This is a genomic window from Mesorhizobium sp. WSM4845 (assembly GCF_055811455.1).
In genome coordinates this window covers 1-11,597 of record NZ_JBVVQA010000049.1, presented here as the reverse complement: position 1 = coordinate 11,597, position 11,597 = coordinate 1, and the positions used below count along the sequence as shown (strand labels likewise).

The window sequence follows — 11,597 nt, the reverse complement described above, 5'->3', positions numbered from 1 at the left end:
AAAGACGGCTCGCCGCGATAATTTGCCATGCGGGCCGGCAACCCGCCCGCTCCGTGAAATGCGCTTACTTCGAAACGTCCTGGCTGAAGTAAGTGTCGGCGATCTTCTGGTAGGTGCCGTCGGACTTGATATCGGCCAGCGCCCGATTGATGGCGGCGACCAGTTCCGGATCGCCCTTGCGCACGAGGACGCCGGAATAGTCGGCATTTTCTTCCTGCGCGGCGATCTTCACGTTGGCGTCGGGCTTGTGCTTCTTGAAATCGAGGAAGGACAGGCTGTCGTTGATGGTGGCATCGGCGCGGCCGGTAAGAAGCAGCTGGATCGATTGGTCGAAACCATCGGTACCGACGAGTTCGGCGCCGTTCGCTTCGGCGAGCTTGCCGAAATTCGAGGTCAGCGACTGCGCCGCCTTCTTGCCCTTCAGGTCGGCAAAGCTCTTGATGTCGGTATTATCGCCCCGCACGATCAGCACCGCCTTGGAAGCAATATAGGGATCGGAGAAATCATACTTGGACTTGCGCTCCTCGGTGATGCCGACCTGGTTGATAACGGCGTCATAGCGCTTGGCGTCGAGGCCGGCGATCAGCCCATCCCATTTGCCTTCGAGGAATTCGGCCTTGACGCCGAGCCGCTCGGCGATCGCCTTGGCAACCTCGACGTCGAACCCGACCAGTTCGCCCGAGGCATCATGATAGGTGAAGGGGGCGTAGGTGCCTTCCGTGCCGACCTTGAAGACACCGGCCTGCTTGATCTGATCGAGATTGGCGCCGGCATGGCCTGATGTGCCTGCCAGTACCTGCAGTGTTGCGGCGACGATAAGCGATTTGAGCCATTTCATTTTTCTGTGATCCCGTCATTGGCCGGCGTCCGGGGCCGGCGTCCGGCGCATTTGTGAGCGCCGGAAACTGACAGATGCAGCCTGGCGAAATAAGGAACCAGATCTCAAAAATGAGACACTTTCGAAATCCAATTCTCAAAACCACACCGACTCACGCCAACCGGCCGAGGAGCGACCGCCGCATCGAGCTTTCGAACAGTGCAATCCACGCGACATCAGCGGCGGAACCATTCGCGCGGGTGGCACGTTTGTTGGCTGTTGTAGGGCGCGGCGTCGCCAATTCAACCACGATGCCAGCTCAGGGGCGAGCGATCGCACCGCAACGCCCGGAACAGGGAGCGTGGCATGATGGAAGATACGGCAGGGCGAACCATGGTCCGCGCGGCGATGAAAGCCCCCTATCTCGCGCGCGAGGAGGAGCATGTTCTCGCGCTGCGCTGGAAGGAAGACAACGACCAGCAGGCACTGCACCAAATCGCCATGGCGCATATGCGGCTGGTTATTTCCATGGCCTCGAAGTTCCGCCACTATGGCCTGCCCCTCGGCGACCTGGTGCAGGAAGGCCATGTCGGCCTGCTGGAGGCAGCGGCCCGTTTCGAACCGGAGCGCGAGGTGCGGTTTTCGACCTATGCGACGTGGTGGATCCGTGCCTCGATGCAGGACTATATCCTGCGCAACTGGTCGATCGTGCGCGGCGGCACCAGTTCGGCGCAGAAGGCGCTGTTCTTCAATTTGCGGCGCCTGCGCGCCCGCTTGGCGAACGGTGCCGAGCCGATCTCGAACACCTCGCTCTACCGCGAGGTGTCGGTGGCGCTTGGCGTCTCCGAGGCCGACGTGGCGATGATGGACTCGCGCCTTTCGGCCCCGGATAGTTCGCTCAACCAGCCGCTCGCCGACGATGCGGGCGCCACAGAGCGAATGGATTTCCTGGTTTCGGACGATCCTTTGCCGGACGAAGTCGTGGGCGACACGATCGATGTCGAACGCCGCTCTATCTGGCTGAAAACCGCGCTCGGCGCGCTCAATGCCCGCGAGCTCAGGATCATCGAGGAACGCCGGCTGAGCGACGAGGGCGCGACACTCGAAGCCCTCGGCGAGGCGCTTGGCATCTCCAAGGAGCGCGTCCGCCAGATCGAGGCACGCGCCATGGAAAAGCTCAAGATAGCGCTGGTGAAGCAAAACCCCGAGTTTCTGGCGACCGCCGCCTAGGGGTGTGTTGCGATTCAGGTTAGGACGAGTCGGAGTCGAAGACGGGCGCGAAGCGACCAAACGGTGGTTTCCGAGAACCGGAGCCGAGCGTACGTAAAGTACGTGAGCACCGGCCTACGCCGGCCGTAGCCTTACTGCCGCGACCGCTCATGAGTGCTCCGGCCGGCGAAGGTCGGAAGCGCAGGAAATTGCCATTTGCGGGCCGGCATCACCTGAATATCGACACACCCTATCTGTCGGTGATGATCTTGACCTTGTCGCCGGCCGAAACGGCTGCGCCGGGCGACATTGCATTGAGCACCCTGAACAGGTCGAGCTTGCGGTCGACGCCGACCATCTGCGCCGCGAGCGAACCCATGGTCTGTCCGGGCCGGACCGTGACGACGCGGATATGCAGCGGCTTCAGCGCTGCTTTTTCGGCCGCGCTCAAGATCCGGAACGAGCCGCTGACCGAGCGCGCCACCGCATCCAGCGAGGTGCTGGCGGAGGGGGCTGCCGTCAGCAGCCGGTATACCTGGCCGCCGGCGCGGATCACCGCGATGCCGAACTGCCAGCCCTCGGCGCTGGCATGCGCCGTCGCCGCCTCGTTGCCGTTGATTGTTTCCTGGCGCACGCTGCTTTCGTCGAGACCGGCCACCCAGCCGCTGCGGAGGTAGTCGGTCAGCGATCGGTTCCTGTCGATCGAGACGCCGTCGAAGCGGATCGCTATGTCGCCCGGCCCGGTTGCCGTCACCGCCGCGGCCGAGTTGTCGATGATGAAGCCGTCGGGCACCGAGAACGACACGCCGAGCCCCGGATGCAGGAAGGTTTCGCCACGCACATAGCCTTCCTCCGGCGTGTCGCCGTAGAGCAGCCCGTCTATGCCGGCGAGGAAGGCATCGCGGTCGCGCGTGCCGACGCCGGGCGCGCCGAACTGGCGGGCATGGCGCTGCGCCAGATCGATGCGTTGCGGCGTGTTCGGGTGCGTTGCCAGGAAGTCGAGGCTGGCGTCGGTGGCGCCGCTGATCGAGCGGAAATCGGTGTAGGCCGACATGGACTGCAGGAAGCGGCCGGCGGCAAACGGATCGAAGCCCGCCTCGCCGATCGACTTGATGCCGATGCCGTCGGCTTCCAGCTCCTGATTGCGCGAGAACTGGGCAAGCCGCAGCTTGCCGCGGATCAGTGCCGCCTTGGCGGTCGGGCTGTCGCCGAGCACATCCGAGACGACTTTTGTCGCAAAGCCTTCCTCGGCCTCGAGCTGCTGGCGCTGCAAGCCGTGGTTTGCAGTGACATGGCCCATCTCATGCGCGATGACCGCGGCGAGCTCGGCCGAATCGTTGGCCAGCGCCAACAGGCCGCGCGTGATGTAGAGATAGCCGCCAGGCAATGCGAAAGCGTTGACGTTGGGCGAATTTAGGATCGTGATGCGGTAGGTCTGGCTCGGGTTGGCCGAAACCACCGTCAGGCTGCCGACGACTTTGGCGACCATGCGCTCGAGCTTGGGATCGGAATATTCGCCGCCATAGGTCGCGAGGATGCGCGGATGCTGCGCCTTGGCCATTTCGGCGACCTTGCTGTTGGCGGCAACATTGTCGACGGTGACCGGTTTGCTGGAAGGCTGGAAGCCGGATTCCTGAACGTCCGGAGGCGTGAACATCTGGCAGCTTGCCAACGCCATGGCAAAGCCGGCCAGCGCCAGGAAGCGCGCCAGCGGTTTCCTTCTCACTCTGTCTGTGCCGGTCGGCAGAACAGCTTCCTTTCGGCTCTCAGCACATGGCCCGAAAATCGGGCATCGATTTTCAGATCATGCGCAAAATCAACTGCCACAGCGTCCTTCGAGCCCACGAGCGCGGATGGCACCGTAGTGGCAAATCACAACCTATGCCGGACCAGTATCGGAGGACCTAGCCACACTACTTTGACCATGGCAAGCAAACGCCACATCGCCTGAAGCCGGTTTGGCCGTAAATTATGTCCGCTTCCGGGCAACATCTCGTGATCCTGCGCCAAACGGACCTGCACCGATATAGCGCCGAAAGGCTTCCGGTCCAGCCTTGGTAAAAAAATCGGCGACAGTCCCGGTTGCGGCAACCGTGCCATTGTCCAGGAACACCATGTCCTGGCCGATACGGTGGGCGTCCTCCGGCTGATGGGTGACGAACAGCACCGTCATGCGCCGCTCCGCTTGGAGGTCGGCTACCAGATCGAGCATGTCGTCGCGCAAGGCCGGTCCGAGCGAGGCGAACGGTTCGTCGAGCAAGAGCACCGGCCGGTCGCGCACCAGGACGCGGGCGAGCGCGACGCGCTGCCGCTCGCCGCCGGAGAGTTCGCGCGGCAGGCGCCGTTGCTTGCCGGCAAGGCCGACGCGCTTGAGCGCCCCGGCGATTGCAGCGTGGTCGGCCTCGGTCAGCCTGAGCGATGGCGAGCGGCCAAGGCCGACATTTCGTTCGACCGAAAGATGGGCGAAGAGATTGTTTTCCTGGAACACCATCGACACTGGCCGCGCCGAAGGCGGTTTGCCGCCGACATCGCCGCCACCGATCAGCACGCGGCCCGATCGCGGCGTCTCGAAGCCGGCCACCAGGTTGAGCAGTGTCGATTTTCCCGAGCCGCTCGGCCCCATGATGGCGATGATCTTCGAGGCGGCGAACTCGACATGGAATAAAAACGGCGCTTCGCCATAGCTGAACGAGACCTTTTCCAGCCGCACAGCCGTACCGTTTTCGCTGTTGAGCATCATGATTTTTCTCCCCGTCCCAGCCAGTCCGCGGCCAGGACAAGCGCGAGACAGACCAGGCCGAGCAGCAATGCCAGGCCGGCCGCGTCCATCGTGCGGTAGCTGCCCATGCGGGCCAGCAAGAGATAAGGCAGCGTCTGCAGGGAGTCGCTGCCAAACAGGGCAATGACGCCGAGATCGCCGAGCGACAAAGCCATCGCGAACGCGAAACCGGTGGCGAGCGGCCGCCGCAGCGACGGCCGGTCGACCAGCCGGAAACGATTCCAGCCCGAAATGCCAAGCAGCAAACAGAGCCGCTCGTGGCGTTCGCTCGCCGCATCATAGCCGGGGCGAATGGCGCGGATGGCAAACGGCATCGCCATCACCGCATTGACGGCGACGACCATGACAGGGGCGATGGCAAAGACGTCGCTGACGGTCCGCAGGAGCAGGAACCAGCCGGCGCCGATGACGACGGGCGGCACGACGAGGACGAAGCCGGCGCCGGTATCGGTGGCGTATTCGAGCAGCGTCCTGGCGCCGACGCGACGCCTCAAGGCCAGCGCCCGGCGTGCCATGACCAGCGACAGCGACAGCGCCACTGCAAGCAGCGCCGCCAGCAAGGCGAGCACGGCGCTGGTCAGCGCCGCTTGCCGCACGGCGCTCTCGCCCGCCAGCCGGCCGAGATCGGCGCCAAGGCCTGACGTCACCGTGGCCGCCATCGGCCCGGCGACGAACAGCAAAGCGAGGATGATCAATGCTGCGTTCAGCACGGTCTCGGCGGCGCCGGCCGAAAGATAGCGGCGCGAAGCCACCGGCAGGTTGGCGTCGCCGACGGTATTGGCGCCGAGCCGCATCAATGCCAGCACGACGACGAAGGTCAGCGCGATCTGCAGCACTGTCAGCGTCACCGCGCGGGCAGGATCGAAATCGAAACGCAGCGCCTGGTAGATGGCGACCTCCAGCGTCGTCGCACGCGGCCCGCCGCCCAGCGTGAGTACGATGGTAAAGGATGTGATGCAGAGCATGAAAACAAGCCCGGCGACGCCCGGCAGTGACGCGCGCAGCGTCGGCCATTCGATCAGCCGGAAGGCGGGCCTGGCGCCCATGCCGAGTTGGCTCGCCAGCCGCCACTGGTCGGCCGGCACTGTCCCAAGCGCTTCGAGGAACAGCCGCGTGGCCAGCGGCAGATTGAAGAAGACATGGGCGACGAGGATGCCGGACAGGCCGTATATGCCCGGCCAGCCCTGACCGCCGATCGCACTGAGCACGCCGGCGAAATAGCCGGCACGGCCATAGAGTGCCAGAATCCCGAGTGCTGCGACGATGGCCGGCAGCGCGAGCGGCACGGCGAAGAGCTGCAGGATCAGGCCGCGACCAAAGAAGCGCGGATGCCGCGACAGCGCCCGCGCCACGAACAGCGCCGGCACGACGGAGAGCAGCGTCGACAGCAATGCCTGCCACAGCGTGAATCGGGCGACGCGGAAGAGGTAGGAATCGAAGGCCGACGCGGCGCCAGACGGATCGCGTGCGCCTTCGACGATGAGCCCGGCGAACGCGCCGCCGATCAGCAGCGCAACAGCGGCAAGCGCAATTGTGCCGGCGGTGACGCGGGGGTCGGCAGGATATCCGGTACGCATGCCGCCCTGCCTAGTTCAACGATCGTCGAAGCAGAAAATATGGCTGAGGCCGAGTTCCCGGCGCCGTAGAGTGATCATCTCTCAATCACAAGCTACTTGCTCATCACCGACAGCCATTCGTCGACCCAGGCCTTGCGGTTGGCGGCGACCTCTTCGGGGCTTAACAGCAACGTCTTGGACGGCTTGACGAGCTTGTCGAAAGCCGGATTGAGCGGCTTCTCGGTCTTGCCGGCAGGGAACATCCAGTTGGTCTCGGGAATGACATCCTGGAATTTCGGCCCGGTCATGAAAGTCAGGAACTGTTTCGCCAACGGGTTCTTCGCACCTGATTTGGTGATGCCGGCAACCTCGATCTGCAGATACGCGCCCTCGTCGAAGGATGCTGCCTGATAGCGTTGGGTGTTTTCGGCGACCATGTGATAGGCCGGCGACGTGGTATAGGACAGCACCATCGGCGCCTCGCCCTTGGTGAACAGGCCGTAGGCCTCGCTCCAGCCCGGCGTCACGGTGAGCACCTTTGCCTTAAGCTTGGCCCAGGCTTCGGGCGCCTTGTCGCCATAAACCGACTTCACCCACAACAGCAGGCCGAGACCGGGCGTCGAGGTGCGCGGATCCTGAATGACGATCTTTTCATCGGCATTGCCCTCGACCAATTCCTTCAGGCTCTTCGGCGGCGTCTTCAGCTTTTCGGTGTCGTAGACGACGGCGAAATAACCATAGTCGAACGGCACGAAAATATCGTCGCTCCAGCCGCCCGGCACCTTGACGTCGATGACGGCACCATGCGGCGAAAACAGGCCGGTGGCCTTGGCTTCCGCCGTCAGATTGGTGTCGAGGCCGAGCACGATGTCGGCCTTGGTCGCGGCCCCTTCCAGCCTGACGCGGTTGAGCAGGGCGACGCCGTCGGCGACCGCGACGAATTCGAGAATACAGCCGCATTCGGCCTCGAACGCCTTCTTGACCGCCGGGCCTGGACCCCATTCGGCGGTGAAGCTCTCATAGGTATAGACGGTGAGTTTTTCCTGCGCGGATGCCGGCCCGGTGCCGGCGAGAACGGTCGCGGCGAGCAGCACTGCCGAAACAAGTGTGTATAAAAACGTGCGCATCGGCGCCTCCTTCGTTGGCGTTGAGGGGAATTGAGGCGTCGGGTTGTCCGAAACGTCTAATCCCTCCGCCGGTACAAACCGGATCAGGTTCAGCGGGTTGGCAGGTTGCCTCTCAGCCGGTCCGCGAAGATCGCGTCCAGCACCCCGTTAGAGCGCTTCGACACATAGGCCCGGCCCATCTGCGGCGCAAGCGGAAGTTTGCCGGGCATCGAGACCGCGGCCTTCCGTTTCGCAAGCAGGGCTGGTAAGGGCCACGCATATGAGCAAATTTACCATCCTGCTTGGCGGCGACCTTATCCGCACGCCACTGCTCGACCGCCAGGTCGAAGGCACGCGTGTCATCGCCGCCGACGCCGGCATCAGCCATGCCCGGACTCTGCGCCTGACGCCGGAACTCTGGGTCGGCGACTTCGATTCGGTGCCGGCGGATTTGCCGGACGAGCTCGCCGCCGTGCCGCGCCAGGTGTTTCCGGCAGAAAAGGACAAGACCGACGGCGAACTGGCTATCGCCGCCGCGCTCGAACGTGGCGCGACCAGCCTCGTGCTCGCCGGCGCGTTCGGCGGCAAGCGCACCGACCACGCCTTCCTGCACCTGGCGCTCGGCGTCCGGCTGGCCGAGGCAGGGACAGAGGTGCTTTTGACCAGTGGCGCACAGGAAGGCGTGCCCTTGCTTCCCGGAAAGGCCGGCTTCGACTACGCCGACGGCACGCTGTTTTCGATTCTCGGCTTCTCCGACCTTGCCGGTCTGACCGTGACCGGCGCCAAATGGCCGCTGAACCATGTCGAGGTGGCGTTCGGCTCGTCGCTGACCATTTCCAACGAGGTCAAGGGCCGACTCGAAGTCGCGCTGGGCAGCGGCCGCGCGCTGTTGCTCGCCCATCCATTCCCCCTACCTGAAAGCTGACATGGCGCCGCCGCTTCTCAATCTCGACGGGATAAAACTGACCTTCGGTGGCACGCCGCTGCTCGACGGGACGGAACTGACGGCGTCGGCGGGCGACAAGATCGCTCTGGTCGGCCGCAACGGCTCGGGCAAGTCGACGTTGCTGAAGGTCGCTGCGGGATTGATCGAGCCGCAGGATGGCGAGGTGTTCCGCCAGCCTTCGGCAACAGTGCGCTACCTGCCGCAAATGCCCGACATGGATGGTTTCGCCAGCGTCCGCGCCTATGTCGAGGCGGGGCTCGGACCCGCCGACGATCCCTACCGCGCCACCTATCTGATGGAGCATCTCGGCCTGTCCGGCGAGGAACGGCCGAACGATCTCTCCGGCGGCGAAGCCCGCCGTGCTGCCCTGGCCCGCGTCATGGCGCCGGAGCCCGACATTCTCCTCCTCGATGAGCCGACCAACCATCTCGACCTGTCGGTCATCGAATGGCTGGAGGAGGAGCTTGCCCGCACCTCTTCGGCGCTGATCGTCATTTCGCACGACCGCCGCTTCCTCGAGCGCGTGTCGCGCGCCACCGTCTGGCTCGATCGCGGCCAGACCCGCAGGCTGGACAAGGGCTTTGGCCATTTCGAGGAATGGCGCGACACCGTTCTGGAAGAGGAAGAGCGCGAGCAGCACAAGCTTGGCCGCCAGATCGTGCGCGAGGAGCACTGGTTGCGCTATGGCGTGACGGCAAGGCGCAAGCGCAACATGCGCCGGCTCGGCGAATTGCAGACCATGCGCCAGCGCTTTCGCGGCCATCGCGGCGCCGAGGGTGCGGCGACCATGGTGGCCAGCGACGCCGCCGAATCCGGCAAGCTGGTGATCGAAGCCAGGAACATCGAGAAGAGCTTTGGCGACCTCACTGTGGTCAGGGGTTTCTCAACCCGCATCCAGCGCGGTGACCGCGTTGGCCTGGTCGGCCCGAACGGCGCCGGCAAGACGACGCTGCTGAAGATGCTGACCGGCGAATTGAAGCCGGACTCAGGCACGGTGCGACTCGGCACCAATCTGGAGATCGCCACGCTCGACCAGAAACGCGAGGCGGTCGACCCGCAAGAGACGCTGGCGCAATATCTCACCGACGGCCGCGGCGAGAACCTTGTCATCAACGGCGAGCAGCGCCACGTCGTCTCCTACATGAAGGACTTCCTGTTCAAGCCGGAACAGGCGCGCACGCCGGTGCGCGAGCTTTCGGGCGGCGAGCGGGCGCGGCTGCTACTCGCCCGTGTGCTGGCGCGGCCGGCAAATCTTTTGGTGCTCGACGAGCCGACCAACGATCTCGACATGGAGACGCTGGAACTGCTGCAGGAACTGGTCGCCGGTTTTGCCGGCACCGTCATCCTGGTCAGCCACGACCGCGATTTCCTCGACCGCACGGTGACCAGCCTGATCGCGCCGGAAGGCGGCGGCCGCTGGATCGAATATGCCGGCGGCTATTCAGACATGCTGGCGCAGCGCGGCGGCACCAGGCTGGACGACCGCAAGGCACGGCCGAAGGCCGAGACGAGTGAAGTGGCGGCGGCAGCCAGGACCGAGGCAACTGCGCCGAAGGGCCCGGCGAAAAAACTGTCGTTCAAGCAGAAATTCGCGCTGGAATCGCTGCCCAAGAAGATCGACGCGGTGACCGCCTCGATATCACGGCTGGAGGACAATATCGCCGACCCGGCGTATTACGAGCGCGACCCGGCCTCATTCCAGAAGACCATCGCCGCGCTCGACAAGGAGCGCGCCACGCTGGCAGCGCTCGAGGAGGAATGGCTGGAACTTGAAATGCTGCGCGAGGAGATGGAGGGGTAGACGCTTCGCCGTTGCTCCAACACGACAATGCGCATACATTATGCGCATTCTGCGGAGGTCATCATGCGAAAGATAGCTATGAATGCGGTTCGTCAGCCGGCAAATCTGTCGATCGACTCAAAGCTCATGAAGGAAGCCAAGGGACTCGATGTGAATGTCTCGCGCGCCGCCGAAGCCGGTATCGCAGAGGCGGTGGCTGCAGAAAAAGCCCGACTATGGAAACTTGAGAATCGCGCCACAATGGAAGCGTGGAACGAATACGTCGAAAAGCACGGTATTCCGTTGGAAGAACATCGGCAGTTCTGATGGCACGCTATGATGTCTTCGAGGGTCGGGTCGAAGGCAGCTATTTGCTGGACGTCCAATCCGACCTGCTCGACGATTTTAAAACACGGGTGGTGATCCCGCTGCTTCCGACAACAATGACGCCGCCGCCGATGCGAAAGCTCCATCCCCTCGTCGAGATCAATGGGCGAAAATTGGTTGTGGCCACCCATCTGATCGCCACGGTTCCGGCCAAGGAATTGGGCGAAAGTCGACTGAATATCTCCAGGCATCACGACGACATCGTGGCCGCGCTCGACATGCTGTTCCAGGGCTTCTGAGCCGAAGGGAGGCCGGTGAGTCGGCCTCAGCCCGCCTCTTTTGTTTGCCAGGCCTTCAGCGCCTCATCGAACACCTTCTCGCCGGGAATGCCCTTTTCCATGGTGAGCAGCGCCCGCCGACCGGTCTTGTAGACGACCGGCACGTCGATCCATTTCTGGCCCCGGAGCAGGGTCAGATTGGCGTCTTCGTCCGCCTTTGTGTCGTTGAGAGCGACCAGGAAGAAGCCGTCGGCGATCTTGGCCGGGATGCCGATCAGCGGACTGCCGGCATCCTGCTCAGAGCCCTTCATGGCGACGCGCAGGATGTTGTCGACACCGCCGCCGTCGAAACCATCGGGCGTCAGGAAAATCATCTCGATGATGTGGCTGGCCGGCAGCGTCTGGTCGGTGTTGCGGCGGATTGTCATGCGCAACTGCACGTCCTTGCCCGGAATGCTCGCCTCGGCGCGGATTGCCGGCTCGGGCGGCAGATTGCCGCCGGGCGATTCCTGCACCAGCGACCAGACGATGCTGCCGGGCTCGGCCGAGCCTTGCGCGGTGCTGGTGCGCTCCTCGTAGAAGATCGCCTTCTGGCCGACCGCCAGCGCGGTTTCCGCAGGCGCGGCTGTCGGTGCAGCACCCGGCGCGGCACCCAGGGCCGGCGCTGCCGGCGCGGCTGCGCTATCGGTCGGCGCCGCCCGCCCCCCCCCCCCCCCCCGGGGCGGGGGGGGGGGGGGGGGGGGGCCCCCCCGGGGGGGGGGGGGGGGGGGGGGGGGGGGGGGGGGGGGGGGGGGGGGGG

10 protein-coding genes, 1 pseudogene and 1 riboswitch are annotated in these 11,597 nt (G+C 64.5%); of the genes and pseudogenes, 5 read left to right on the top strand and 6 right to left on the bottom strand.

Features of this window, described 5'->3' with window-relative positions; translation table 11 throughout:
* Positions 1-64: 64 nt before the first annotated feature.
* Complete coding sequence (locus AC0L2C_RS32300; protein ID WP_473525352.1) at positions 65-838, bottom strand: amino acid ABC transporter substrate-binding protein; 774 nt, start codon at positions 836-838, stop codon at positions 65-67.
* Between the two features lie 345 nt (positions 839-1,183).
* Here AC0L2C_RS32300 and AC0L2C_RS32295 point away from each other — a divergent pair, with 345 nt between their 5' ends.
* Positions 1,184-2,047, top strand: a complete 864-nt coding sequence (locus tag AC0L2C_RS32295) for an RNA polymerase factor sigma-32 (protein ID WP_287065664.1) — start codon at positions 1,184-1,186, stop codon at positions 2,045-2,047.
* Between the two features lie 229 nt (positions 2,048-2,276).
* Here the strand turns inward: AC0L2C_RS32295 and AC0L2C_RS32290 are convergent, their stop codons facing one another.
* From AC0L2C_RS32290 to thiB, 4 genes are all read right to left on the bottom strand, one after another.
* Complete coding sequence (locus tag AC0L2C_RS32290) at positions 2,277-3,704, bottom strand: M48 family metalloprotease (protein ID WP_236369087.1); 1,428 nt, start codon at positions 3,702-3,704, stop codon at positions 2,277-2,279.
* A gap of 291 nt (positions 3,705-3,995) precedes the next feature.
* Positions 3,996-4,766 carry a thiamine ABC transporter ATP-binding protein gene (thiQ, locus tag AC0L2C_RS32285; protein ID WP_473525351.1) on the bottom strand — a complete coding sequence of 257 codons (771 nt, stop codon included), beginning with the start codon at positions 4,764-4,766 and terminating at the stop codon, positions 3,996-3,998.
* Positions 4,763-6,382, bottom strand: a complete 1,620-nt coding sequence (gene thiP, locus AC0L2C_RS32280) for a thiamine/thiamine pyrophosphate ABC transporter permease (protein WP_473525350.1) — start codon at positions 6,380-6,382, stop codon at positions 4,763-4,765. The genes thiQ and thiP overlap by 4 nt, the downstream gene beginning before the upstream one ends.
* A 92-nt stretch (positions 6,383-6,474) precedes the next feature.
* A complete protein-coding gene (gene thiB, locus AC0L2C_RS32275) occupies positions 6,475-7,488 on the bottom strand; it encodes a thiamine ABC transporter substrate binding subunit (RefSeq protein ID WP_473525349.1) in 1,014 nt (337 codons plus the stop codon).
* 43 nt (positions 7,489-7,531) lie between these two features.
* Positions 7,532-7,645: riboswitch (TPP riboswitch) on the bottom strand.
* A gap of 102 nt (positions 7,646-7,747) precedes the next feature.
* Between thiB and AC0L2C_RS32270 the strand changes: the two genes are divergently transcribed.
* The 4 genes from AC0L2C_RS32270 to AC0L2C_RS32255 all read left to right on the top strand — a co-directional run bounded on the left by AC0L2C_RS32270 (position 7,748) and on the right by AC0L2C_RS32255 (position 10,819).
* Positions 7,748-8,392, top strand: a complete 645-nt coding sequence (locus tag AC0L2C_RS32270) for a thiamine diphosphokinase (protein WP_023803904.1) — start codon at positions 7,748-7,750, stop codon at positions 8,390-8,392.
* A gap of 1 nt (position 8,393) precedes the next feature.
* Positions 8,394-10,214 (top strand): ABC-F family ATP-binding cassette domain-containing protein, encoded by a 1,821-nt coding sequence (locus AC0L2C_RS32265; protein WP_473525348.1) that lies wholly within the window; start codon positions 8,394-8,396, stop codon positions 10,212-10,214.
* A gap of 63 nt (positions 10,215-10,277) precedes the next feature.
* Positions 10,278-10,520 (top strand): type II toxin-antitoxin system CcdA family antitoxin, encoded by a 243-nt coding sequence (locus AC0L2C_RS32260; RefSeq protein WP_036262191.1) that lies wholly within the window; start codon positions 10,278-10,280, stop codon positions 10,518-10,520.
* Positions 10,520-10,819 carry a CcdB family protein gene (locus AC0L2C_RS32255; protein ID WP_287326085.1) on the top strand — a complete coding sequence of 100 codons (300 nt, stop codon included), beginning with the start codon at positions 10,520-10,522 and terminating at the stop codon, positions 10,817-10,819. Before AC0L2C_RS32260 ends, AC0L2C_RS32255 begins: the two co-directional genes overlap by 1 nt.
* 26 nt (positions 10,820-10,845) lie before the next feature.
* Here the strand turns inward: AC0L2C_RS32255 and AC0L2C_RS32250 are convergent.
* Positions 10,846-11,597, bottom strand: a pseudogene (locus tag AC0L2C_RS32250) (hypothetical protein); the annotation flags it as partial.